The following is a 24481-nucleotide window of genomic DNA, read 5'->3' on the forward strand; positions in this document are numbered from 1 at the left end:
CACCCCCACGATCTCATGAGGATCTACCGCCGAACCACGCCCTGGAGCTGCGCGCGCAGCTCCGGGGTGAGCTGTTGGCCCACGCGCTCCACCAGCAACGTCATCTCGTACGCGACGAGACCGATGTCGCAGTTCGGCGCCGCCAGCACGGCGAGGCACGACCCGTCGCTGATCGACATCAGGAACAGGTAGCCCCGTTCCATCTCGACCACGGTCTGGTTGACCGTGCCCGCCTCGAAGCACCGCGCCGCGCCCGCCGTGAGGCTGACGAGCCCGGATGCCACGGCGGACAGCTGTTCGGCGCGGTCGCGGGGCAGGCCCTGCGAGCCGGCGAGCAACAGCCCGTCCGCCGACACGACCACGGAATGTGCCACACCGGGAACCCGGCGCACGAAGTCGGTGATAAGCCAACCAAAGCTGCCTGGCTGAGCTGCGGTCGTCACTCCTGCTCCTCGTCTTGCCGGCTCGACATGTCACCAGCGTAAGCGTCGATCAAAGCGTGTCGCCCTCGACGGACGCCCTGCTGAAGACTCGACATGCGTCCACGGATCGCGTCAGCCGATCGTGGTGGCAGCGGGGGCCGCTGCGGTTGCCGCTCCGTCGCCGTCGGCTTCGGTGCGGCTGATCCCGGCACAAGCTGAGCCTTGGGCACCCGCTTGGGCAACCCCGCCTGTGTCGTGGTCTCTGGCGCCTTGTTCAGCAAGGCTTGTGCCGCCTGCCAGCCCTCGTCGGCGGGAGACTCCCACACCGACTCGGCGGCGGGCGCGACCGGCTCGGGTTCGGCGACCGGTTCGGGCTCGGTCACGCGGGACACCTCCGCGGCGCGCTTGGGCAGGTTGGTGGGCGAACCGGGCTGCCGCTTGGGCAGCCCGCCCTCGGTCAGACTAGTGCCCTCGGCGCGGCCTGACGCCCCCTCGCCCCGCTGGGGCTGGGACACGGGCTCCGCTTCGCGCCGCGGCACGGCGTTGCGGCCGGAGTCCAGCAGGCCGCGCTGCGGCAGCGGGTCCTCGGACGTGGTGGGCGCGACCGGCGGGATCGGGCGCGGCTTGCGGGTCGGCAGGCCCGACTCGGCGACGGGGGCCCGTTCCGGCGCCGGGGGCACCGCCTGCGCGGTCGCCGCCGACGTCTCGCTGCCCACGGCCTGGAACCACTGCGAGAGGACCGCCTCGTAGATCGGCAGCCGCTCGGTCGGGGCGTCCAAGTCCTGCTCGACCTCCCTGGCCGCGGGCGCGGCCTGCGGCGCGGAACCGTTGCGGTGCGCGGGCTCCGGCTCCGGCTCGGGCTCCGGGTCGACGAGGAACCCGCTGTCCACCGGGGCGAACTGGGTCGTCTCGAAGCCGTGCTCGTAGTCGGTGTCGTGCTCGGCGCGGTCCTCGTAGGCGGTGAACAGCGTGGGCTCGCCGAACGAGCCCTCCGGCTCGCGGTCGGCGTCGCGCTCGTCCGCGGACCGCAGCCACGACTGCGACACCTCGGCGGGCGCCTCCTCGGGCTCCTGCCCGAACGCCGGCACGTCGCCGAACGCGGGCACCCGCGCCGGGTCCTGCTCGCCCTGGCCCTGCACGAAGCTCACCGGGAACGCCGGCTCGTCCTCGATGCGGGGCATGCTCGGGAAACCGGTGTCCTCGACCTGATCGCCGGCGCTGTCCAGGCGGGACATGGTGCCGGTGCCGAACGCGCCCGCGATGCCGGACGCGCGCTGCGCCGTCGACCCGAACCCGGAGTCGCCGAAACCGGAACCCGAGTCGCCGAAGGCGGGTTCGCCGAACGCCGAGACCGGCTCGCCGCCCATCGGGGAACCCGGCGCGCCCGGCGAGGCGACCAGCGTGTCCGGCACGAGCACGAGCGCGGTGGTGCCGCCCTCGATGTCCTCGTTGGACCGCAGCCGCACCTTGATGTCGTGGCGCTTGGCCAGCCGCGCGACCACGTACAGGCCCATCCGGCGCGACACCGCGACGTCCACGTCCGGCGGGTCGGCCAGCCGCTCGTTGGCGTCGGCGAGCTCCTGCTCGCCCATGCCCACGCCGCGGTCCTGGATCTCGATCGCCAGCTCGCCCTTGCGGGTGCGGGCGGTGCGCACGGTGACCTTCGTCACCGGGTCGGAGAACGCGGTCGCGTTGTCCAGCAGCTCGGCGATCAGGTGCACGAGGTCGTTGACCGCGCGGCCCTGGACGGTGAGCTCCGGGGTCTGGCCGACCTGCACCCGGGCGTACTGCTCGACCTCGGACACCGCGGCGCCGAGCACCTCGGCCGCGGGCACCGGGCGGGTCAGCCGGCGGGACAGGTCCGTGCCGGACAGGACCAGCAGGTTCTCGCTGTTGCGCCGCATGCGGGTGGCGAGGTGGTCCAGCTCGAACAGGCTGGCCAGCTGGTCGGGGTCCTGCTCGTCCTGCTCCAGCCGGTCGATCAGGTTCAGCTGGCGCTCGACCAGGGCCTGCGAGCGGCGGGACAGGTTGACGAACATCGAGTTGACGTTGTCGCGCAGCAGCGCCTGCTCGGCGGCCAGCCGCACCGCCTCGCCGTGCACCGCGTCGAACGCCCGCGCCACCTGGCCGACCTCTTCGCGGGTGGTGATCGGCACCGGCGCGATGGCCGTCTTCGCCGCTTCCTGCGGGTTCGGGTCGGCGAGGATGCGGCCGACCGCCTCCGGCAGGCCGTGGTCGGCCACCTCGAGCGCGGTGCGGCGCAGCGTGCGCAGCGGGTTGAGGATCGAGCGGGCCACGAACAGCGCCATGACCAGGGCCAGCAGCAACGCGCCCAGCACGATGCCGGAGTCGCGGAACGCCGCGGCGCGGGCCGCGCCGGTCAGCTCGTCGGTGCGGTTCTGCAGCTGCTCCAGCAGCAGGTTCTCCACGTCCCGGGTGAGGTTCACCGTCAGCGTGGAGGCGATGTCCCACTTCTCCGGGCGCAGCGACGTCATCGGCGACCCGGCCGCGGCCAGGTTCAGCGCCGTCTCCTGCATGTCGTTCGCGGTGTCGACGATCAGGCCGGTGACGGTGTCGTCGTAGATCTTGGCCTGGTCGGGGGTCGCGGACTTGCGGAAGTCGTTGCGGGCGGCGTCGAGCTCGGCGTTCGCGGCCAGCAGCTGGCGCTCCTGGCCCGGGCCGAACCCGCCGCGCTGGAAGACGTCGAGCATGATGCCGCGCTTGCGCGACTCCTGCTCCTTGATGCGGGCGATGGCGTTGGTGGCCAGGTGCAGCCGCACCAGCTCGGGCTCGTTGATGCCCGCGATGGCCTGCTCACCGAGGTCGAGCAGGCTCTCCACCGACTCGGAGTAGGTGCGCAGGACCGCGTCGGACGGGTACTTCGTCTCGCGGACGGCGTTGCGCAGGCTGTTGAGCCGGTCGAGCTGGCTGGACGCCCGGCGGAACCGGGTGACCACCTCGTCGTCGAGGTCGGCGCTGAGGTCGGCGATCTTGGCGTTGAGCGCCTGCACGGTGTCCTCGACGCGGCGCAGCTGGCGGTCCAGCACCACGCGGTCGAGCTCGCGGCCGGAGGCGACGTGGCTCGCGCTGAGGTCCCGTTCGCGCTGGAGCTGCTGCACCAGGTCGGCGACCGCCGACTCGAGCTGGATCTGGTTCGCCAGGCGGTTCAGCTCGGCGGCGTTGGCGAGGTCGGAGTTGACCCGCAGCCCGCCGAGGGCCACCGCGGCGACGGTGGGGATCAGCAGCACGGCGGTCAGCTTGGTGGGCAGCCGCCAGTTGCGCAGCCGCCAGCCGCTCGAGCGGGTCGTCCTGCCCCGCCCGCTCGCGGTCGAACCAGCCTTGGTAGCGGCACCCGTTGACTCGGTCACAGTTCCATCACTCAGCGCAGCCAGTCCGTCACCCGTTCCGGGCCTTTCGGAGCGCGGTGGAATCCCCACGCCTGACTGGCTGGGACCTCTCTCTCGACGGGCCACCCTGGGCTTCCTCTTCCGGCAGCAGTGTTCCCCGGCCTCTCCCCCGCGGACCGAAGCATGGACACGAATTCGGGCCGAATTGCAGCACAGGAGCGGTGGTGCCGGCTAGTCACCGCGCTCCGCGCTCGGGACACGACCGTCTGCTACGACCTGTGCCACCAGGCGGGGAGCGTAGTGCTCGTGCCCAGCCCCGGGGAAGACTCCGGAAGCACTCACCGTATCGGAGCAGGGCTGTCGTTTCATACCTCTGGGTGGTTACCATCCCCGGCATCGACAAGTGCGTCGAGAATTTCGTTGATCAAAAAGACCCGCCTGTAGAGGTCATCACGGCGAGAGGTGCCATGCCTACCCCAGCGCGTGTTCTGCGACGTGCGGCAGCGTTGTTCGCGTGCGCCGCCACCTTGACGGCGTGCGGACTGATCCCCGGCACCGACGGGAACAGCCGCCCCGACGTGGAACGCAGCACGTTGCGCATCGGCGTGCTGCCCGTCGTGGACGTGGCCCCGCTGCGCCTGGCGTTCAACAACAAGCTGTTCGAGAAGGCCGGGCTCCAGGTCCAGCTCGTGCCGCTGAACAACGAGGTCGAGGGCATCAAGCAGCTCGACACCACGCTGGACATCACCTGGGCGACGCACGTCACGCTGTTCCGCAGCTACGCCGAGGGCACGCAGCTCCAGCTCCAGGGCGAGGCTTACCAGGCCGGCGTGAACACCATGGCGCTGGTCACGCTCGACCCGAACTACTCCAGCCCCGGCAAGCTGCCCAACCCGCGCATCGCCGTGCCGTCCACCGGCGACGTCGGCGCGCTGACCACGAAGGCCGTGCTCAAGACCGCGGGCGTGGAGAAGCAGCGGATCAGGCCGGTCGAGATGCCGTTCGAGCAGATGGTCACCGCGATGGAGGCCCGCCAGGTCGACGCGGCGTGGATGACCGAGCCGTACATCACGCAGGCGCAGAGCGGCTCCGGCGCGCGTGTGCTCACCGACACCGCCGTGGGGCCGACCAAGGACTTCCCCATGTCCGGGTACGCGTCGAGCAAGAAGTTCGCCGACGGCAACCCGCGCACGCTGGCGCTGTTCCGGCAGGTCCTGCGGGACGCGCAGGAAGCGGCGTCGAACGACAAGCTGTCCGTGCAGAACGCGCTGACCGGCTACATGGACGTGGACCAGCGGACCGCCGCGCTGGTGTCGGTGGGCACGTTCCCGCTGTCGCTCAACCCCGTCCGCTTGCAGCGCGTCGCCGACATGATGGACACCGAAGAGGTGCTGCCCGAGCGGTTGGACGTCGGCGGGTTGTTGCCGCCTGGAACCACTAACTGACTCGCTGTTGGCAAGAACGCGAGATCGGGGGCCTTCCCATTGCGGGAAGGCCCCCTATTTTTCGTTCAGGCTTCCGTCAAGCAGATCGTGGTAGCGGGCTGTGAGTAAACGGACACGGTGTCGCCGCTCTCGCACTCGTTCTCGTCGGCCCGACCGGCGACGACCTTGCCGACCTTGTAGGTCGCGCTCGAATCGCAGGTCACCTTGGTGGTTTTGGCCGCCACAATCGAGCCCTCCTGCTTGAAGCAGTCACCCTCGGCGGCGTTGAGCATCAGGCACAGCTTGAAGCCGTTGCTGCGCCGACCGCCACTGTCGGAGTACTCGGCGTAGTCGCCGTCCGGGCAGGAGTCGGCGCTGCTGTCGAGGTTGGCCGCGACCTTGAACGCCGCTTCCGACGACGAGCAGTCGACCTTCTCCACGTCGGCGTCGGTAACGCTCGCGGAGAGGACTTTGATGCAGTCGCCCGGCTCGGCCCCCGCGGGCCCGGTCGCGCCGGCGATGATGCCCGCGACCACGACGCCGACGATGCCGAGCCCGACCACCGCGATCAGCGCTTTCGCACCGCGGGACGTGCCCTGGGCGGGCGGGGGCGGGAACTGCTGCGGGTAGGCGGGCTGCCCCGGGTACTGCGGCTGGCCGGGGTACTGCGGCTGACCCGCGTACTGCGGCTCACCGGGCTGACCCGGGTAGCCCGGCTGACCGGGGAACGGTGCCCCGCCGGGCTGGCCGGGGTACTGGGGTTGACCCGGGTACTGCGCCTCGCCGGGCCGGCCGGGGAACTGGCCGCCGGGGACCTGGCCCGCCTGCTCCGGGTAGCCGGGCTGCGCGTACTGCGGCGGCTGGCCCTGGTAGCCGGGCATCGGCTGGTAGCCCGGCTCCGGCGGGGCCGGGACGCCCTGCGGCGACGACGGCGGACCCCAGCCGGGTTGCTGGGGCGGGTAGCCGTGGGGTGGCTGGTGGGGAGGCGTGGTCACCTGGCGTTCCTCTCGACATTCGGCGAGCGGAACCTACCTTCGCGTGCCGCGCGGGCGCAGCGGTTTCAGCGCATGTCCGACGCGGGGACCAGGCAGAACGTGACCGACGGCTCCACGTAGGTCAGCTTCTTGCCGTTCGCGCACTCCACCGGCTCGCGGGTGACGCCGGCCACGCGGATCGCCTGGGCGGTCGTGCAGTCGACCCTCTTCATCCCCGCCGTGCGGTCGCCCTGGTAGCAGGCGCCCTCGACGAAGTTCGGCATCAGGCACAACGTGGCCGAGCGCGTGAAGATCGTGTACGGCGCGCCGCCCCGGGGGCACTGCGAGGCGTCGTCCACGACCTTGGCCACCCGCACGTTGGCCTCCGCCGCCGCGCAGTCCAGCGCCCGGTACGCCGCGCCCTCCTCGACCTTCTCGATGTGGGCGCACTTGCCCGGCTCGGGCGCGGCGGGACCGCTGCCCAGCAGCGTCACCGCGAACGCGCCCGCCACCACGATCGCGACCGCGCCGACGCCCAACCCGATCTTCCGCATGGTCCAGGGCATCGGCACGGCCGCACGCCGGGTTGAGGGAGTTCACCCGGCCGTGGCGCGGCGAACGTCACATCTCGGCGGGTGCCAGGCAGTACGTGACGGGCGGCTCGGGGTAGGCCATGCCCGCGCCGTCGGGGCAGGCTTCCAGGTCGGCGGAGCCCTGGATGACCTTGATCACCTTGATGGTCTCCGGGCCGACGCACTCGGTCCGGACGAAGCCGCTGCCGTCGTCGGGCTTGTAGCAGGAGCCCTCGGCCATGTTGGGCAGCAGGCACAGCTTGTAGCCGTCGCCGACGCCGCCGGCCGGCACGATCTCGGTGTAGAGGCCGTCCTCGGGGCAGGCCGCGTCGGTCGTGTCGAGGACCTTGCCCACCTTGTACGACGCCCGCTCGGCGGAGCAGTCGAGGGTGTCGACCTCGGCGCGGTTGTCGCTCTCGGCGCTCACGCTGACGCAGTCGCCGACCTCGGCGTTGGCGGCGTCGCTGGTCAGGTACCGCACGCCGTAGACGACGATGCCGATCAGCAGCACGACCAGCACGCCGATGAGGACCTTGCGCCCACCGCCGGGCTTGCCGGCCGCGGCGGGCTCGTGCGCCGCGGGCGCCCACGGGGCGGGCTCGTCGGACGACCCGGGGTCGGCGGCCGGGGCGGGACGCGCGCCGGGCACCGCGGTCGGGCCGGCGGGCGTGGCGGGCTCGTTGCCGGGCACGGCCTGCTCCCGCGCGCCCGCGCCGGGCTCGGGCGTCGCGTCGGGTTCGGCCGAGCCGGACCCGAGACCGGTCGACGCGGGGCTGACCAGGTCCTTCTCCCCGGCCGACGCGGCGGCGTCCTGCGCGGCCGCGATGCGCTGGGCGTCGGCGGGCGGCACGTCCGGGCGTGGGGAGGGGTCGCCCGGCACGTCGTCGGCGGGTCGACTCGGCTCGTTGCTCATGATCATCCTCGCTGGACGGGTGCGCGTGACGTCCCAGAAGGTAGCGCCACCCACGCCCGCGAGGTGGATCAGCCGAGCCCGCCCGAGCGGCGTGCCGTCCCCGGGAGGAGGGGCACGCCGCTCGCGGGGTCGGTCAGGCTTCTTCGGTCGGCGCGAAGCAGAACGTCGTCTTCGGCTCCGGGTAGACCAGCGGCAGGCTGTCGGTGCACAGCGTCTCGTCCGCGCTGCCCTTCTCCAGCTTCACCAGCTTGTAGACGCCCGACTTGCCGCAGTCCACGGCCGGGTAGCCCATCGTCGTGGTGCTGCCCTCGATGTCGTAGCACTTGCCCTCGGCCAGGTTCGGCACCAGGCACAGCTTCGAGTCGGGGCCGCGGCGGGCGGTCTCGGTGTACTCGTCGTAGCCCTCGCTGCCGCAGGACTCGGAGGTCGAGCCGAGCACCTTGCCGACCGTGTAGTTCGCGTCGGCCGAGCCGCAGTCGACGGTCTTGAAGTCCGGCTTGGTGGTGGTGCCGGTCAGGCTCGCGCAGTCGCCCGCCTTGGACTGGGCGGCGTCACTGGTGAAGTAGTTGATGCCGTAGATCACGACACCGGCCACCACGACGCCGATGATCGCCGTGAGGATGCGCGCGAAGATGCCCTTCTTCTTCGGCTCCGAGGGAATCTGGCCGGGCTGCGGCGCGTTCTGGTACTGCGGGGCCGCGCCCATGGGCTGCTGCGGAGCGCCCTGGTACTGGGGACCGTTCTGGTACTGCGGGGCGGACGGGGGCATGTCCGTGCTCATGACGACCTTCGTTCATCCGGGGAGGGCCCCTGCACGTCCGCGCAGGTTCACGCGGTGGGGCGCAGGGACGCTATCCGCTGCGTCACACCCGTGTGCACGGCTTTACCGAACCGAGTCCGTAAGCGTTCGGTGCACGGCCGCGTACTGTCCGCTTCGGACTTGCACGTGGTGTGCACACTTGAAGGACACCAAGCGACAGGAGCGCGCACCCGTGACCGACGGCCCTTTGATCGTCCAGTCGGACAAGACCCTGCTGCTGGAGGTCGAGCACCCGCTGTCGGACGACGCGCGCACCGCCATCGCGCCGTTCGCCGAGCTCGAACGCGCCCCCGAGCACGTGCACACCTACCGCATCACGCCGCTGGCGCTGTGGAACGCGCGGGCCGCGGGCCACGACGCCGAGCAGGTGGTCGACGCGCTGGTCCGGTTCTCCCGCTACCCCGTGCCGCAGCCGCTGCTGGTGGACGTGGTCGACACGATGGGCCGGTTCGGCCGGTTGCAGCTGACCAACCACCCCGCGCACGGCCTCGTGCTCGCCTCCCTGGACCGCGCCGTGCTGGAGGAGGTGCTCCGGCACAAGAAGGTCAAGCCGATGCTGGGCGCGCGGGTCGACGACGACACGGTGGTCGTGCACCCCAGCGAGCGCGGCCGGCTCAAGCAGCTGCTGCTCAAGGTCGGCTGGCCGGCGGAGGACCTGGCCGGGTACGTCGACGGTGAGGCGCACCCGATCGACCTCGTCGAGGACGGCTGGCAGCTGCGCGACTACCAGCGCCGCGCCGCGCAGGCGTTCTGGGCGGGCGGCTCGGGCGTGGTGGTGCTGCCGTGCGGCGCGGGCAAGACGCTGGTCGGCGCGGCGGCCATGGCCGAGGCGGGCGCGACCACGCTGATCCTGGTCACCAACACCGTGGCCGGCCGGCAGTGGAAGCGGGAGCTGGTCGCGCGCACGTCGTTGACCGAGGACGAGGTCGGCGAGTACTCCGGCGAGCGCAAGGAGATCCGACCGGTCACCATCGCCACCTACCAGGTGATCACGCGCAAGTCGAAGGGCGAGTACAAGCACCTGGAGCTGTTCGACTCGCGGGACTGGGGCCTGATCGTCTACGACGAGGTGCACCTGCTGCCCGCGCCGGTGTTCCGGATGACGGCCGACCTCCAGTCGCGGCGGCGGCTCGGGCTGACCGCGACGCTGGTGCGCGAGGACGGCCAGGAGGGCGACGTGTTCTCGCTGATCGGGCCCAAGCGGTACGACGTGCCGTGGCGCGACATCGAGGCGCAGGGCTGGATCGCGCCCGCCGAGTGCACCGAGGTGCGGGTGACGCTGACCGACAACGAGCGGCTGGAGTACGCCACGTCCGAGCCGGAGGAGCGGTACAAGCTGTGCTCCACGGCCCGGACGAAGCTGCCGGTGGTGAAGGCCATCCTGGACCGGCACCCCGGCGAGCCGACGCTGGTCATCGGGGCCTACCTGGACCAGCTGGAGTCGCTGGGCGAGGCGCTGGACGCGCCGGTCATCCAGGGGTCGACCAAGAACAAGGAGCGCGAGGCGCTGTTCGACCGGTTCCGCAGCGGTGAGCTGCGCACGCTGGTGGTGTCGAAGGTGGCGAACTTCTCCATCGACCTGCCCGAGGCGTCGGTGGCCGTGCAGGTGTCGGGGACGTTCGGGTCGCGGCAGGAGGAGGCGCAGCGGCTCGGCCGGCTGCTGCGGCCCAAGGGCGACGGGCGGCAGGCGCACTTCTACTCGGTCGTGTCGCGGGACACGTTGGACACCGACTACGCGGCGCACCGGCAGCGGTTCCTGGCCGAGCAGGGCTACGCCTACCGGATCGTGGACGCCGACGACCTGCTCGGGCCCAAGCTGCCCGAGGTCGGCTGAGCCGTGACCCGGGTGGCGCCGTTACCCCGCTGGTGGATGTGGCGGCCGGGGGCCGACGTCGGCGCGATCCGCCGCGCCGCGCGACGGCGGCGGCTGTGGGCGCGGTCGAGCGAGTGGGACGTGGCCCTGGCCGCAGACGGGCGGGACGTCGTGCACTGCGAGCAGTTCGCCGACGCCGCGCAGCGCCGTCGCGCCGGCCGGTTGTGCGGGCACTTCGACGCCGTGCGCGGCCTGGACCCGTCCCGGGTCGCCCTGGTGGAACGGCTGCTGTGGCGGGCGCTGGTGGCGTTGCGGGACAGCCAGCCGCTGCGGCACGCGTTGGCGCGCACCGAGAACCGGCCCGGCCTGGCGGCGGAGATCGCCGAGCCTGCCCGTGAGCTGGCCGAGCTGGACCGCCGGCTGGACCAGTTCGAGGACGCGCTGCGGATCGTGGTGGAGGAGGCGGACCCGGAGCTGACCGGCACCGCGCTGCGCCGCGTGGCCGCGCTGGACCCGCTCTAAGCTCGTCGGGTGCTGGTCTACTCGATCCCGATGCGCAACCGGTTCCGCGGCATCACGGTGCGCGAGGGCGTGCTGCTGGAGGGGCCCGCCGGGTGGGGTGAGTTCTGCGCGTTCCTCGACTACTCCGACGAGGAGTGCGCGCCGTGGCTGGCGTGCGCGCTGGAGGCGGCCGAGCAGGGGTGGCCCGAGCCGGTCCGGTCCCGCATCCCGGTCAACTGCACGGTGCCGGTCGTCTCCCCGGAACGCGCGCACGACATCGTGGCCCGGTCCGGCTGCCGCACCGCGAAGGTGAAGGTCGCCGACCCGGGCGCGCCGCTGGCCGACGACCTGGCGCGGGTCGAGGCGGTGCGCGACGCGCTCGGGCCGTCCGGGGCGATCCGGGTGGACGCGAACATGGCGTGGGACGTGGACGCGGCCGTGCACGCGATCCGCGCGCTGGACCGGGCGGCGGGCGGCCTGGAGTACGTCGAGCAGCCGTGCCCGTCGATCGACGAGCTGGCGGCGGTGCGACGGCGGGTGGACGTGCGGATCGCGGCGGACGAGTCGATCCGGCGGGCCGAGGACCCGTTGCGGGTGGCGGTGGCCGGGGCGGCGGACGTGGCCGTGATCAAGGTCGCGCCGCTGGGCGGGGTGCGGCGGGCGCTGGCCGTGGCGGAGGCGTGCGGCCTGCCGTGCGTGGTGTCGTCGGCGGTGGAGACGTCGGTCGGGATGGCGGCCGGCCTGGCACTGGCCGGCGCACTGCCCGAACTGGACTTCGCGTGCGGCCTGGCCACGCTGTCCCTGATGGACGGCGACGTGACCACCGACTCCCTGCTCCCGGTCGACGGCCACCTGACCGTCCCCTCCCACCCCCCGAAGCCGGACCGCTTCGCCGACCACCCGGCCGACACCCCCACCACCGCCCGCTGGCTGTCCCGCCTGGACCGGGTGCGGGCCCTGCTCTGACGGCTGCGGCGATCAGGGCAAGGTCCGTCGTATCGCGGATTCGGTGATCATCTCCTCTCGGCTGAGCTGCTGGTTGTTGAGGGAGAAGAGGACCGCCGAGTGGATCACCAGGGGTTGGCGCTCGTGGTGCCGACCCTTGATGCGACCGTCCTTGCAGAGCGGGACCCAACCCCGGTCGAGGAAGAACTCAAGCGGGGACGCGCTGCGCGGCCCGGCAGATCGCCTCGACCTGTTCCGGGTCCAGGTCGTACTCGTACGCGACGTCCTTCAGCGAGTCGCCGGCCAGCCACATCTTCACGATCGCGTCGACCGGAACCCGGTTCTCCCAGGTCACCGGAGCGCCCCACCCGAATCGCGGATCTATGATCACCGGCGCGATGTCGGGGTACTGGCGCAACCGCAACGACGAGGCGAACTCGTCGTCGGGATCCCACTCGATGTACCGGAGATAGCCGTCGAGCACTTCCCGGATCGGGCGTTGCTGGTCGCCGACCCGGGCCAGGTCGCCCTCCGCGTAGTCCAGGAAGATGTCGACTCCGTCGGTGACGATCTTCTTCGTGGCGAGTCCGTAAGCGGTGCCGAACTCGTTGCGCACCGCCGTCGCCGCGTCCCTGATCTTCCGCTTGGTGAGGCCGAGGTCGCGCAGCGACCGCAGGACGTACGCCTCGACCACGGCCACGAAGGGGACGGTGGGCCGGCCACGGCGTTCCGGCGCCACCCGGTGCACCAGGGGAGCGCCGCCCGCCTCCTCGGCCAACCAGTGGTTGAGCGTTCGCCGGGGGATGAGGAGGTGCCGGGACGTCTCCTTCGCGGTCAGCAACGGGTCGCGGAACCTGTCAAGCACCACGCCACCCCCTCGCCGACCTCCAGCGATCCGATCCTACGACCGCCCCACCGGGGCGTGCCCCGTGGATTTGCCGCCCGGACGAGTGGTCGGCCCGGGGCGCGGCACGAGGGTCGGGTCCGGGAAGACGGTCAGGCGTGAGATGCCGGTGGTGGTGACGGTCAGGACGGCCAGGCCCCACGGGGCGCCTTGGTGGTGGGTGTAGGTGGCCGGTTGGTTGTTGGCCGTGGTCGGGGTCATCCGCCAGTCGCCCGGTGCGCCGAGGACGGTGGCGAGGAAGGCCAGGCAGGTGGTGCGGCCGTCGAACCACGTCGGGGAGCCGGCCACCTCCAGGGCCGCGTCGGCGCGCAGGGCGCGTTCCAGGGCCGAGAGGTCCGCGTTCTCGAAACCCGTGACGTACTCGGCCAGCAGCGCCCGCGCCCGCGGTGACGTCGGCTCGACCACGTCGTCGGCGGTCGGGGCGACCTCGGACAGGGTGGCCCGCGCGCGTTGCAGGGCGCTCTTCACCGACGCCACCGTGGTGTCCAGCATCGCGGCGACCTCGGCGGCCGGGATGTCCAGCACCTCGCGCAGGATCAGCACGGCCCGCTGGCGCGGCGGCAGGTGGTGCAGGCCCGCGATCAGCGCCAGGCGCAGGTCGTGGCGGGAGGCGACGACGGCGGCCGGGTCGTCGGTCGCCGGCGTGACCAGCGCGTCCGGCATCGGTCCCAGCCACTCCGGCTGGAGGTCGGCGGCCGACCGGTCCAGGGACGACGGCAGCACCCGGCGACGGCGGCCCGCCAGGGCGTTCAGGCACGCGTTCGTGGCGATCCGGTACAGCCACACCCGCACGGACGACCGGCCCTCGAACCCGTCGAACGCCCGCCACGCCCGCAGGTACGTCTCCTGCACCAGGTCCTCGGCCTCGTGCCGCGACCCGAGCATCCGGTAGCAGTGGGCCAGCAGCTCCCGCCGGAACGGCTCGGTGACCTCCTCGAACGGCGTCACGCCAACCCCAGTTTCGGCCGCGCCCACGACGCGAACCGGGCGATGGCGTCGTCCGCCTCCGGCGACCTCCCGGCCGCCATCTGGAACGTGTGCACCTGCTCGGAGAACACGTCCAACCGCACCTCCACCCCGGCCGCAGCCGCCCGGTCCGCCAGCTCCCGCCCTTCGACCAGCAGTGTCTCGTGCGACCCGACCTGCACGAACAGCGGCGCCAGGCCGGTCAGGTCGGCGTGCAGCGGGTTGGCCAGCGGGTCGCGACGGGAGCCGTCCGGGCCCAGGAACAGGTCCACCAGCCCGTCCACGACGTCGCGGTAGAAGTAGCCGTCGGTCCGCGCGTTGGTGCGGAACGACTCCCCGCCCACCTCCATGTCCACCCACGGCGACATCACCATCGCCGCCGCGGGCAGCGGCAGGCCGGCCGCGCGCGCGTCGAGCTGCGTGGTGATCACCAGGCCGCCGCCGGCCGAGTCGCCCGCGAACGCGACGCGCTCCGCCGCGAACGACCCGAGCAGCCACCGGTACGCGCCGGTGACCGCGTCGACCTGCGCCGGGTGCACGTGCCGCGGCGCGAGCGGGTACCCCACCAGCAGTGCCCGCGCGCCCACGGCCTTCGCCAGGTGCCCGTACAGCTTGCGGTGGGTGTAGATCGACCCGGCCACGAACCCCCCGCCGTGCACGCACAGCAGCACGCGGTCGGCCGCCGCGCCGTGCGGCAGCAGCCACAGCGACGGCACGCCCGGCTCGCCGGTCTCGACGTAGTCGACGCCGCGCGGCTCGGCGGTCAGGTCGCCCCAGCTCTCCGGGTCCATCGGCCGGCCGTTGAGCCGGTCGACCGTCCACCGCTCGTACATCGCGCGCACCGCCGCGGACCGCTCGCTCGCCATTCGCCCTGCCTCCTCGTCGGGAACCGTGGTGTCCGGGGGTGCAGACCTGCGGGCAGACCGGGAGGAATCGGTCGGGCCCGGACGTAGGCTGCACCGTCGATCCCCCCACCGCCACGGAGGCACACCCATGTCCGTAGAAGCTCACGGGAGCACCACGAGGAAGCTGGAATCACTGCTGATGGACACCGGGGGCCTGGCCCAGCTCCTCCACCCGGACGGTGTCCGGGCCTGGGCCCGGATCGCCGCGTACTTAGCCGAGTACTTCCGGGAGACCGTCGAGAAGGCGGACCGCGAAGTGCTGGCGGGGTACACGGCGGACGTGTGCACGGCGTACTACGCGCACGGGAAGCCGATGCTGCCGAAGAAGGGCTTCATCGGGGAGCGGGTCAACGGGCTGTCGGAGGCCGTGAACCAGTTCCTCCAGGAGTTCATGGAGCGCAACGGGCAGTGGGACTACCTCCGCGGCCAGGAGTGGTTCCGCAACGGTGACTACGTCGTCGCCGTCGAGGCGAACTACTACCCGGACCGGACCGGGGCGAACGTGCGCCCCGAGTTCCACAAGGACACCGCCGGCATCAACGTCTTCGCGAACCTGATCTTCGCCAACACGCAGCCGATCGAGGCGACGGAGTGGTTCGCCGACCTCGAAGAGCCCAGCGCGAAACGCGCGCAGTGGCAGCGGGACAACCTGCCCGCGGGCTACCTCAAGGACCTGGCCGCCGCCCGTGAGGCCCTGCGCGGCAAGCACACCGGTCCGGTGCCCGGTGGGGTGGCGGAGAAGGAGTACACCTACGTCTCGTGGGTGGACGACCTGGTCTGGCACTCGACGCCGGCCGAGAGCCGACGGGTCAAGTTCACCGCCGCGGACGCCAAGCGCGCCTACCCGGAGCTGGAGGCGACGTTCGCCGGCGACTTCGCGCACGCCGACGAAGAGCTGGAGGTGTTCGTGCTCGGCGCCGAGCTGGTCAGGTCCTTCGCCGACGACCCGAACACCCTGCTGCACAAGTGGATGGCGGAGCAGAAGCAGCCGGTCCACGACCTGGCGACGGCGAGGGAGGCGTGGCGGGCGGTGTACCGGGGCGTGGACGGCCGGAAGCGGTTCGACCAGGACGCGGAGACGCGGAGCCGCATCACCTGGCGCATCACCGGCACGTACGCCATCGCGAGCTCGCCGGACCCGAACCTGCCCGGCAGCGAGAAGATCCTGGAGACCCCGGCCGGGCTGTCCACCCGCAAGCGGAGCAACAGCCTCAAGGAGAACCAGGAAGCCCTGGAGCGGGTGCGCGCGGCCAACGCCGGCACGCCCCGCGCGTTCCTGCGCACGTGGGTGCGGTTGGTGCGCAAGGACAGCGCCGAGCTGAAGTGACCGGGGCCGTCGCCCGCCCCCGGCCCGGCGTCAGGGGTGGGTGATGGCGGCGCCGAGGCTGCGCACGACGCCGTCGGTGCGGTTGAGGGCTTCGGTGCGGCGGGGGTTCGCCGGGACGCGGGTCAGGTCGACCACGCGGATCGGCGGGCCGAACTCGACCAGCGTCGGCAGGTAGGACGCCTCGGCCACCGACCAGCCGGACGGTCCCCTCACGAACTTGAACCGGGTGACGATGCCCTCCTCGGTGATGCCGCGCGGCTCCGAGTGGCGGGCCACCTCGTTGCCCATGCCGTAGACGACCCACTTGCCGTTGATCTGCTCGATCGGCTGCACGGCGTGCACGTGCGTGCCGATGATCAGGTCCACCGCCGGGTCCGCCAGCACGGCCCGCGCCATCTCCTTCTGCTGCGGCGTCGCCTCGTGCCGGTACTCGTCGCCCCAGTGCAGGCTCGCCACCACGACCTCCGCGCCGGCCGCCTTCGCCGCGCGCGCGGCGGCCAGCACGCCCTCCGTGGACAGCTGGTTCGCCATCCACGGCTGCGGCAGCGGGATGCCGTTGAACCCGTAGGTGAACGCGATGTGCCCGACCTTCACCCCGCCGACGTCCAGCAGCAGCGGCGTCGCGGACTCCTCAGGCGAGCGGAACGACCCGGTGTGCTTGAGGCCCGCCGCGTCCAGCACGTCCAGCGTGGTCTTGATCGCGGGCGCGCCCCGGTCGAGGGTGTGGTTGGACGAGGTGGAGCAGCTGTCGTAGCCGATCTCCTTCAACGCCGACGCGACCTCGGGCGGCGCGCTGAACGCCGGGTAGCCGTAGGTGGGCGCGCCGGGCGCGGACAGCGGCGTCTCCAGGTGGCAGATCGACACGTCGGCCGCGATGGCCTCGCGCAGCCCTTCCAGCAGCGGCACGAAGGTGCGCGCGCCGTCGGCGTCGGCCTGCTCGGTCAGCGCCGGGTGGATCAGGATGTCACCGCCCGCGGCCAGCGTGAACGACGGCGGCTCGGGCGCCACCGACGACGTGGTCGACGCGGGCGCGCGCGGTGAGGTGATCACCACCGGCGACCCGGTGCACGCCACCAGCACGCCGAGGCAGGCGACCAGCCCGAGGACCGGTCGCCCGCCGCGCGCGTTCAGCGGTGCCGCCCGCGGATCTTGCGCACCAGCAGCACGACCGCCAGCAGCCCGGCCGCGACCGGCAGCACCCGCTTGAGCACGGGCACGCCGGCGGCGCCGACCAGGTCGATGGGCTCGTCCGGCACGGCGCGCAGGTGCGGCCGGGCGGCGGTCTCGGTAGGCGTCACCCGTTCAGCTTCCGCCGGCGCGAGCCGCGTCGCCAGGCATTCGGCGAACTCGGCGATGAGCCGGCCGCTGACCTCGCTGATCAGACCCCGGCCGAGCTGCGCGGGACGGCCGGTGATGCTCAGGTCGGTGACCACCGACACCTCGGTGCCGTCGGCGGCCGACGTCAACGCCACCGACACCGAGGCCGACGCGGTGCCGTTGCCCCTGGTGTCCTTGCCGGAAGCCTTGAGCACGGCCGCGCGCACTCGTTCGTCCACGGACGTGAACTCGCCGGTGCCCTTGTAGAGCAGCGTCACGGGCCCGAGCTTGACCTTGACCGTGCCGGTGAACTTCCGCCCGTCGACGCCGGTGAGGGTGGCGCCGGGCATGCACGGCGCCACCTTCTCCGGGTCGAGCAGCGCCGCCCACACGTCCGGCACGGGCGCGGGCACGGTGAACCGGTGTTCGAGCTTCATGCGCTCACCGCGGCCGTCACCGCCCGCTCGGTGAGCACGCGGGCCAGGTGGGACCGGTACTCGGCGTCGGCGTTGCCGTCGCTGGGCGGGTCGGCGCCCTCGGCGGCGCGGGTGGCCGCCGCCGTGATCGCCTCGGCCGTCGCGGGCTGCCCCACCAGCGCCTCCTCCACGCCGCGGGCCCGCACCGGGGTCGGGCCCATGTTGGTCAGGCCGACCCGCGCGTCGGTGATCCGGCCCTCGGACACGCGCACCGCGGCGGCCACCGCCACGATCGACCACGCCTGCGCGACCCGGTTGAACTTCTCGTAGCGCGCGCCCCAGCCGGTCAGCTTGGGCACCTTGACGTGGGTGAGCAGCTCGTCGGGCGCCAGCGCGGTGGTGAAGTAGTCGACGAAGAACTCCGCCGCCGGCACCTCCCGCGTGCCGCCGGGCCCGACGCACACCATCACCGCGTCCAGCGCCAGCGCGGGCGCGAGCAGGTCGCCCGCCGGGTCGGCGTGGGCGAGCGAGCCGCCGAACGTGCCCCGGTGGCGCACCTGCGGGTCGGCGACGGTGTCCGTGGCCAGCCGCAGCAGCGCCGCGTGCTCGCGCACCAGCGGGTCGCGCTGCACCTCGTGGTGGGTGGTCATGGCCCCGATGCGCAGCGAGTCGCCGTCGTCGTGCACGCCGGTCAGCTCGGTCAGCCCGGACAGGTCCACCACCACGGTCGGCACGGCGAGCCGCATCCGCAGCACCGGGATGAGGCTCTGCCCGCCCGCCATCACCTTGGCGTCCTCGCCGCCGGCGGTCAGGGCGCGCACCGCCTCCTCGACGGTGGCGGGCGCGACGTAGTCGAACGCGGCCGGGATCACTCGGCACCTCCCTGCGGGGTGATGGAACCCAGGCCGCCGCCGGCTCCGGGGGTCGTCGGGACGTCGGCGGCACGGCCGCGGATGGCCTTCCACACCCGCATCGGGGTGCACGGCATCTCGACCTCGGTGACGCCCATGTGCCGCAGGGCGTCCACGACCGAGTTGACCACCGCGGGCGTGGACGCGATCGTGCCCGCCTCGCCGACGCCCTTCACGCCCAGCGGGTTGCTGGTCGCGGGGGTTTCGGTGCGGTCGGTGGTGAAGTGCGGCAGGTCGACCGCGGACGGCAGCAGGTAGTCGGCCAGGGTGGCGGTGGTGAGCGTGCCGCTCTCGTCGTGCACGGCCTCCTCGTACAGGGCCTGGGCGATGCCCTGCGCCAGGCCGCCGTGCACCTGGCCCTCCACGATCAGCGGGTTGACGACCTTGCCGATGTCGTCCACGCACACGTACGAGCGGATCTTGACCGCGCCCGTCTGCGTGTCCACCTCGGCGGCGCACAGGTGGGTGCCGTGCGGGTAGGAGAAGTCGTGCGGGTCGAACGTGGCCTCGGCGTCCAGGCCGGGTTCCACCCCGTCGGGCAGGTTGTGCGCGACGTGCGCGGCGACCACCACGTCGCCCAGCGCCATGGTCGTGGACGTGCCGCGCACGGAGAACGTGCCGGCGGTGAACTCCACGTCGTCCTCGGCGACCTCCATCAGGTGCGCGGCGACCGTGCGGGCCTTGGCCAGCACCTTGTCCGCGGCCAGCACCACCGCCACGCCGCCGACGGCCAGCGACCGCGAGCCGTAGCTGTCCATGCCGCGGTGCGAGACGCGGGTGTCGCCGTGCAGCACCTCGACGTCCTCGAACGGCACGCCGAGCCGGTCGGCCACGATCTGGCTCCACGCCGTCACGTGGCCCTGGCCGTGCGGCGAGGTGCCGGTGATCAGCTCGACCTTGCCGGTGGGCAGCATCCGGATCGACGCGTGCTCCCAGCCGCCGGCCGCGTACCGCAGCGCGCCGAGCACGCGGGACGGCGCGAGCCCGCACATCTCGGTGTAGGTGGAGATGCCGATGCCGAGCTGCACCGGGTCGCCGTTGGCGCGGCGCTCGGCCTGCTCGGCGCGCAGCGCGTCGTAGCCGAAGAGCTCCTTGGCGCGGGCGGTGGCGGCCTCGTAGTCGCCCGAGTCGTAGGTCAGGCCCGCGACCGTGGTGAACGGGAACTCGTCGTGCCTGATCCAGTTCTTCTCGCGCAGCTCCAGCGGGTCCACGCCCAGCTCGGCGGCCAGCTCGTCCATGATCCGCTCGATGGCGAACGTGGCCTCGGGCCGCCCCGCGCCGCGGTAGGCGTCGGTCGGCACCTTGGTGGTGAACACGTTCGTGCAGGTGAACCGGTAGGCGGCGAACTTGTAGATGGCGTTGAACATGAACGCGCCCAGGATCGGCACGCCCGACGTGATCAGCCGCAGGTAGGCGCCCATGTCGGCGAGGAGGTCGACCTTCAGGCCGGTGACCGTGCCGTCGCGGCGGGCCGCGATCGTGACGCGTTGCAGCTGGTCGCGGCCGTGGTGGCCGGACAGCATCGACTCGGTGCGCGACTCGGTCCACTTGACCGGTTTGCCCAGCCGGCGCGCGGCCAGCAGGGTCAGCACCTCTTCCGGGGTGACCTGGAGCTTGCCGCCGAAGCCTCCGCCGACGTCCGGGGCGATGACCCGGATCTGCTGCTCGGGGATGCCGAGCACGGCCGACAGCATCCACCGCAGGATGTGCGGCACCTGCGTGGACGACCACATCGTCACCGAGTCGGGCGACGGGTCGACCACGACCGAGCGGGGTTCCATGAACGCCGGGATCAGCCGCTGCTGGCGGAACGTGCGCTCGACGACCACCTCGGCCTCGGCGATGACCCGGTCCACGTCGTCGCCGGTGCCCGCCTCGGCGGAGTCGAACACCCAGGTCGCGCTCTTGTTCGTGCCCAGCTCGGGGTGCACGAGGTCGGCGTCGTCCGCGACGGCGCGTTCCAGGTCCAGCACGACGGGCAGGTCCTCGTAGTCCACGTCGATCGCGGCCAGCGCGTCGTGCGCCTCGGCCGCGCTGCGGGCCACGACCAGGGCGACGGCCTCGCCCGCGAAGTTCACCCGGTCCACGGCCAGCGACGGCGCGGGCGGCGCGAGCATGTCCTCGGTGATCGGCCACGCGCACGGCAGGCTGCCCTGCTCGTCGGCCAGGTCCTGACCGGTGAGCACGACCAGCACGCCGGGCATCCGCACGGCCTCGGTGACGTCGATCGACGTGATCCGGGCGTGCGCCACGGGGCTGCGCAGCAACGCCATGTGGAGCATGCCGGTGAGCTGGAGGTTGTCGGTCCAGCGGGTCGCGCCGGTGATCAGCCGGGCGTCCTCCTTGCGCCTTCGGGCCTTCCCGATCTCGGGTTCGGCGGTGGCGGTCACGCGTCACCCCCGGCAGACGTGCGGGCCGCCGCGGCGCGCACGGCGCGGACGATGTTCTGGTAGCCGGTGCAGCGGCAGAGGTTGCCCTCCAGGCCGTGCCGCACCTCGTCCTCGTCGGGGTCGGGGTTGTCCTCGAGCAGGTCGACGGCCTGCATGATCATCCCGGGGGTGCAGAAGCCGCACTGGAGCGCGTGGTTCTCGTGGAACGCCTGCTGCACGGGGTGCAGCTCGCCGTCGCGGGCCAGTCCCTCGATCGTGGTGACCTCGCGGCCGTCCGCCTGCACCGCGAGGACGGCGCAGGACTTCACGCTCCGCCCGTCGAGGTGCACCGTGCACGCGCCGCAGTTGCTCGTGTCGCAACCCACGACCGTGCCGGTCTTGCCGAGTCGTTCGCGCAGGTGGTGGACCAGCAGGGTGCGCGGTTCCACCTCGTCGCTGTAGGCCACGCCGTCCACGGTGACCGTGATCCGCATGAACCCTCCAAGTGTGGTGGTGATGGGGGTCACACTGAGCCTGCTCGTTGTTGCCGGGTCAAACAACCCTCACTTGTGGATCGCGCCGTCGGTCCGGGCCAGCCGCTCACCTCCCCCGCCCCAGCGCAGCGCGATGATCTCCGCGGCGATCGACACCGCCGTCTCCTCCGGCGTGCGAGCGCCCAGGTCGAGCCCGATCGGCGACGACAGCTTGGCCAGCTCGCCCTCGGCCAGGCCCGCTTCGCGCAGCCGTCGCAGCCGGTCGTCGTGGGTGCGGCGGGACCCCATCGCGCCCACGTAGCCGAGCTTGAGCCGCAGCGCGACCTCCAGCAGCGGCACGTCGAACTTCGGGTCGTGGGTGAGGACGGCGACCACCGTGCGCTCGTCCACCTTGCCCGCGTCGGCCTGCGCGGCCAGGTAGCGGTGCGGCCAGTCGACCACCACCTCGTCGGCTTCGGGGAACCGACTCGCCGTGGCGAACACCGGGCGCGCGTCGCACACCGTGACGCGGTAGCCGAGGAACGCGCCGAGCCGGGCCACGGCGGCGGCGAAGTCGATCGCGCCGAACACCAGCATCCGGGGCGGCGGCTCGAACGAGTTCACGAACACCGCCATGCCCTCGCCGCGCCGCTGGCCGTCGGGCCCGTAGTGCAGCGTGCCGCTGCGGCCGGTGGCGAGCAGGCCGCGCACGTCGTCGGTGATGGCGTCGCGGGCCCGCGCGGACGGGATGTCGCCGGTGGCGCGGTCGGGCCAGACGACCACGCGCCGGCCGACCCACTCGGGGTGCTCCACGATCGTGGCGACGGCCACCGGCTCCTGCGCCCGCACCGTCTCCAGCACCTCGGGCAGCTCGGGGAAGGAGGCCGCGGCCACCGGCTCCACGTAGACGTCGATGATCCCGCCGCAGGTCAGGCCGACCGCGAACGCGTCGTCGTCGCTGACCCCGTACCGCTGGAGCACCGGCTTGCCGTCCCGCACCACCTCCTGGGCCAGCTCGTAGACCGCGCCCTCGACGCAGCCGCCGGAGACGCTGCCGACGACGGCGCCGTCCGCGCCGACCAGCATCGCCGCGCCGGGTGGTCGGGGCGCGGAGCTGAACGTGGCGACCACCGTGCCGACGCCGACCGTCTCACCACGGTCGACGCGACGGGCCAGTTCGGCGAGGACATCACGCAAGTCGGACCTCCTCCAGCAGGGCGTGCAGGGTGTCGAGGCTGTGCCCGGCGAGCAGCCGGTCCAGGTGCGGCAGGGCGGCGACGATGCCGGACTGCACCGGCTCGTACCCGGCGTGGCCGGCGTGCGGGTTGACCCAGACGACCCTGTGCGCGAGGCGCTTGAGCCGTTCGGCCTGCTCGGCGAGCAGGGCCGTGTCGCCGCGTTCCCAGCCGTCGGAGCAGATGACGACGACGGCCCGTCGCGCGGCACCGCGCTGCCCCCAGCGGTCCAGGAAGACCTTCAGCGTCTCGCCGAGCCGCGTGCCGCCCTCGAAGTCGGGGACGGCGCGTGCGGCGGCGGCCAGCGCCTGCCCGGGGTCGCGGTGGCGGAGCTGGCGGGTGACGCGGGTCAGGCGGGTGCCGAGCGTGCACACCTCGACCGGCATCCGCCGGGCGACGACGTGCGCGAAGCGGAGGAGGGCGTCGGCGTAGGGCTTCATCGAGCCGGACACGTCGATCAGCAGGACGACCTTGCGCGGCCGGGTGGCGCGGCGGCGGTGGCGCGGCCGGACCGCCTCGCCGGTCGCCAGCATGTCCCGCAGCGTGCGGCGGGGGTCGATCGCGCCTCGTCGTGCCGGGGTCCGGCGCAGCGCCCGCCGGGTCGGCGGCACCGGCGCCAGCGCGGCCAGCAGCTCGTCCAAGTGCCGCTTCTCGGCCGGGCTCAACGTGGCGATGTCCTTGCGCCGCAGCACTTCCACGTCGCTGGCCGCCACCTTCACCACCGGCGCCGGCCGGCCGCCGCGGCCCGCCCCGTCGCCGAGCGCCGCCAGGTGGCTGGTCTGCCGGGCCCGCGCGCGGGGCGGGACCGGCGGCATCCCGCCGAACCAGGCCGCGAACGCCGCGTCGTACCGGGGCAGGTCGTCGGGCTCCCCGCACAACGCCACGCGCCCCGCCCAGTACACGTCCTCGCGCCGAGCCACGTCGAGGTGCCCGACCGCGGCGACGAACGCCTGCACCCTCTCGGGCCCGCACGCGACGCCACCGTGCCGGAGCGCGCGGGCGAACCCCACGAGCCCGGTCGACGCCCCGGCTCCCGTCATCCCCCGATTGTGCTCCCGGCCACGCCGCCGAGCACACCGGCGGAAAGGGCGCGTTGGGCGTCCTCCCGGTACTTGAGGACGGCACCGAGCGTGGTCGCCGCCGTCTCCGCGTCCAGTTCGGTCCGGCCCAGGGTGAGCAGGGCCTCGGCCCAGTCCAGGGACTCGGCGACGCCCGGCGGTTTGAGCAGGTCCAGGTCGCGCAACCGCCGCACGGCGGACGCGACCTGGTGCGCGAGGCGTTCGGTGACGCCGGGCAGCCGGCGCCGCAGGATGGCGACCTCGCGGGCCAGGTCTGGGTGCTCCAGCCAGTGGTAGAGGCAGCGGCGCTTGAGGGCGTCGTGCACCTCGCGGGTGCGGTTGGAGGTGAGGACGACCAGCGGCGGGGTGGTGGCGGTGACGCGGCCCAGCTCGGGGATCGTCACGGAGTTCTCGCCGAGCACTTCCAGCAGGAACGCCTCGAACTCGTCGTCGGCCCGGTCCACCTCGTCGACGAGCAGGACGCACGGCGCGTCTTCGAGGGCTTGCAGGAGCGGGCGGGCGAGGAGGAAGCGGCGGGTGTAGAGGGAGGCTTCGGCCTGGTCGGCGTCGACGGGGCCCGCGGCTTCGAGAGCCCGGAGGTGCAGGAGCTGGCGGGGGAAGTCCCAGTCGTAGAGGGCCTGGGACGCGTCGATGCCCTCGTGGCACTGGAGCCGGATGAGTGGCAGGTCGAGGGCGCGGGCGAGCGCGACGGCCAGGGACGTCTTGCCGGTGCCCGGCTCGCCCTCGCAGAACAACGGCCGGTGCATGCGCCACGCCAGGTAGGCGGCGGTCGCGATGCCCCGGTCGGGCAGGTAGCCGACCCGGTCCAGTTCGGCGGCGAGCTCCTCAGGCGTCACCCTGTCATCTTG

The 24481-nt window shown here is 72.8% G+C and carries 22 protein-coding genes; 5 read left to right on the top strand and 17 right to left on the bottom strand.

The features are described from left to right. Window positions 1-23: 23 nt before the first annotated feature. Together ACIQMJ_RS02705 and ACIQMJ_RS02710 are read right to left on the bottom strand one after the other, a co-directional pair. Window positions 24-443 carry a roadblock/LC7 domain-containing protein gene (locus ACIQMJ_RS02705; protein WP_033442969.1) on the bottom strand — a complete coding sequence of 140 codons (420 nt, stop codon included), beginning with the start codon at window positions 441-443 and terminating at the stop codon, window positions 24-26. Beyond that, window positions 440-3790 (bottom strand): nitrate- and nitrite sensing domain-containing protein, encoded by a 3351-nt coding sequence (locus ACIQMJ_RS02710; protein WP_499759270.1) that lies wholly within the window; start codon window positions 3788-3790, stop codon window positions 440-442. Before ACIQMJ_RS02710 ends, ACIQMJ_RS02705 begins: the two co-directional genes overlap by 4 nt. A 557-nt stretch (window positions 3791-4347) precedes the next feature. On the opposite strand from ACIQMJ_RS02710, the gene ACIQMJ_RS02715 reads away from it, so the two are divergent. After that, complete coding sequence (locus ACIQMJ_RS02715) at window positions 4348-5214, top strand: ABC transporter substrate-binding protein (RefSeq protein ID WP_499759271.1); 867 nt, start codon at window positions 4348-4350, stop codon at window positions 5212-5214. 65 nt (window positions 5215-5279) lie between these two features. Here the strand turns inward: ACIQMJ_RS02715 and ACIQMJ_RS02720 are convergent, their stop codons facing one another. The 4 genes from ACIQMJ_RS02720 to ACIQMJ_RS02735 all read right to left on the bottom strand — a co-directional run bounded on the left by ACIQMJ_RS02720 (window position 5280) and on the right by ACIQMJ_RS02735 (window position 8433). Next, complete coding sequence (locus tag ACIQMJ_RS02720) at window positions 5280-6188, bottom strand: LppU/SCO3897 family protein (protein WP_499759272.1); 909 nt, start codon at window positions 6186-6188, stop codon at window positions 5280-5282. A 65-nt stretch (window positions 6189-6253) separates the two neighbouring features. Then, complete coding sequence (locus ACIQMJ_RS02725) at window positions 6254-6733, bottom strand: LppU/SCO3897 family protein (protein WP_499760233.1); 480 nt, start codon at window positions 6731-6733, stop codon at window positions 6254-6256. 55 nt (window positions 6734-6788) lie between these two features. Further along, window positions 6789-7652, bottom strand: a complete 864-nt coding sequence (locus ACIQMJ_RS02730) for an LppU/SCO3897 family protein (RefSeq protein WP_499759273.1) — start codon at window positions 7650-7652, stop codon at window positions 6789-6791. Between the two features lie 133 nt (window positions 7653-7785). Next, a complete protein-coding gene (locus ACIQMJ_RS02735; protein WP_499759274.1) occupies window positions 7786-8433 on the bottom strand; it encodes an LppU/SCO3897 family protein in 648 nt (215 codons plus the stop codon). Window positions 8434-8644: 211 nt separating this feature from the next. Here ACIQMJ_RS02735 and ACIQMJ_RS02740 point away from each other — a divergent pair, with 211 nt between their 5' ends. From ACIQMJ_RS02740 to ACIQMJ_RS02750, 3 genes are read left to right on the top strand one after another with little or no spacing between them, the layout of a single operon-like run. Then, entirely contained in the window at window positions 8645-10306 is a 1662-nt protein-coding gene (locus ACIQMJ_RS02740) for a DNA repair helicase XPB (protein WP_499759275.1), read from the top strand. Between the two features lie 3 nt (window positions 10307-10309). Beyond that, window positions 10310-10807 carry a hypothetical protein gene (locus ACIQMJ_RS02745; RefSeq protein ID WP_499759276.1) on the top strand — a complete coding sequence of 166 codons (498 nt, stop codon included), beginning with the start codon at window positions 10310-10312 and terminating at the stop codon, window positions 10805-10807. A 9-nt stretch (window positions 10808-10816) separates the two neighbouring features. Beyond that, complete coding sequence (locus ACIQMJ_RS02750) at window positions 10817-11752, top strand: o-succinylbenzoate synthase (protein ID WP_499759277.1); 936 nt, start codon at window positions 10817-10819, stop codon at window positions 11750-11752. Between the two features lie 187 nt (window positions 11753-11939). Here the strand turns inward: ACIQMJ_RS02750 and ACIQMJ_RS02755 are convergent, their stop codons facing one another. The 3 genes from ACIQMJ_RS02755 to ACIQMJ_RS02765 are packed head-to-tail and all read right to left on the bottom strand — an operon-like array spanning window position 11940 to window position 14467. Next, a complete protein-coding gene (locus ACIQMJ_RS02755) occupies window positions 11940-12596 on the bottom strand; it encodes a DUF433 domain-containing protein (protein ID WP_499759278.1) in 657 nt (218 codons plus the stop codon). A 36-nt stretch (window positions 12597-12632) separates the two neighbouring features. Then, the gene (locus ACIQMJ_RS02760; protein WP_499759279.1) at window positions 12633-13583 is read right to left on the bottom strand and encodes an RNA polymerase subunit sigma-70; all 951 of its coding nucleotides are present in this window, start codon (window positions 13581-13583) and stop codon (window positions 12633-12635) included. Next, the gene (locus ACIQMJ_RS02765; protein ID WP_499759280.1) at window positions 13580-14467 is read right to left on the bottom strand and encodes an alpha/beta hydrolase; all 888 of its coding nucleotides are present in this window, start codon (window positions 14465-14467) and stop codon (window positions 13580-13582) included. Before ACIQMJ_RS02765 ends, ACIQMJ_RS02760 begins: the two co-directional genes overlap by 4 nt. A 127-nt stretch (window positions 14468-14594) precedes the next feature. On the opposite strand from ACIQMJ_RS02765, the gene ACIQMJ_RS02770 reads away from it, so the two are divergent. Further along, entirely contained in the window at window positions 14595-15833 is a 1239-nt protein-coding gene (locus ACIQMJ_RS02770) for a hypothetical protein (RefSeq protein ID WP_499759281.1), read from the top strand. Window positions 15834-15863: 30 nt separating this feature from the next. Here ACIQMJ_RS02770 and ACIQMJ_RS02775 read toward each other — a convergent pair whose 3' ends face one another. The 8 genes from ACIQMJ_RS02775 to ACIQMJ_RS02810 all read right to left on the bottom strand — a co-directional run bounded on the left by ACIQMJ_RS02775 (window position 15864) and on the right by ACIQMJ_RS02810 (window position 24469). After that, a complete protein-coding gene (locus ACIQMJ_RS02775; RefSeq protein WP_499759282.1) occupies window positions 15864-16913 on the bottom strand; it encodes a CapA family protein in 1050 nt (349 codons plus the stop codon). 47 nt (window positions 16914-16960) lie between these two features. After that, the gene (locus tag ACIQMJ_RS02780) at window positions 16961-17587 is read right to left on the bottom strand and encodes an SRPBCC family protein (protein WP_499759283.1); all 627 of its coding nucleotides are present in this window, start codon (window positions 17585-17587) and stop codon (window positions 16961-16963) included. Further along, complete coding sequence (locus tag ACIQMJ_RS02785) at window positions 17584-18438, bottom strand: FAD binding domain-containing protein (protein ID WP_499759284.1); 855 nt, start codon at window positions 18436-18438, stop codon at window positions 17584-17586. The genes ACIQMJ_RS02780 and ACIQMJ_RS02785 overlap by 4 nt, the downstream gene beginning before the upstream one ends. Continuing rightward, complete coding sequence (locus ACIQMJ_RS02790) at window positions 18435-20867, bottom strand: xanthine dehydrogenase family protein molybdopterin-binding subunit (RefSeq protein WP_499759285.1); 2433 nt, start codon at window positions 20865-20867, stop codon at window positions 18435-18437. Before ACIQMJ_RS02790 ends, ACIQMJ_RS02785 begins: the two co-directional genes overlap by 4 nt. Beyond that, the gene (locus tag ACIQMJ_RS02795) at window positions 20864-21340 is read right to left on the bottom strand and encodes a (2Fe-2S)-binding protein (protein ID WP_499759286.1); all 477 of its coding nucleotides are present in this window, start codon (window positions 21338-21340) and stop codon (window positions 20864-20866) included. Before ACIQMJ_RS02795 ends, ACIQMJ_RS02790 begins: the two co-directional genes overlap by 4 nt. Window positions 21341-21409: 69 nt before the next feature. Then, the gene (locus tag ACIQMJ_RS02800) at window positions 21410-22516 is read right to left on the bottom strand and encodes an XdhC family protein (RefSeq protein WP_499759287.1); all 1107 of its coding nucleotides are present in this window, start codon (window positions 22514-22516) and stop codon (window positions 21410-21412) included. Then, window positions 22509-23594 carry a vWA domain-containing protein gene (locus ACIQMJ_RS02805; protein WP_499759288.1) on the bottom strand — a complete coding sequence of 362 codons (1086 nt, stop codon included), beginning with the start codon at window positions 23592-23594 and terminating at the stop codon, window positions 22509-22511. Before ACIQMJ_RS02805 ends, ACIQMJ_RS02800 begins: the two co-directional genes overlap by 8 nt. After that, on the bottom strand, window positions 23591-24469 hold the full coding sequence (locus ACIQMJ_RS02810; protein WP_499759289.1) for an AAA family ATPase: 879 nt from the start codon (window positions 24467-24469) through the stop codon (window positions 23591-23593). The genes ACIQMJ_RS02805 and ACIQMJ_RS02810 overlap by 4 nt, the downstream gene beginning before the upstream one ends. Window positions 24470-24481 lie beyond the last annotated feature (12 nt).

Source organism: Actinosynnema sp. NPDC091369 (assembly GCF_044757065.1).
Lineage (GTDB): Bacteria > Actinomycetota > Actinomycetes > Mycobacteriales > Pseudonocardiaceae > Actinosynnema.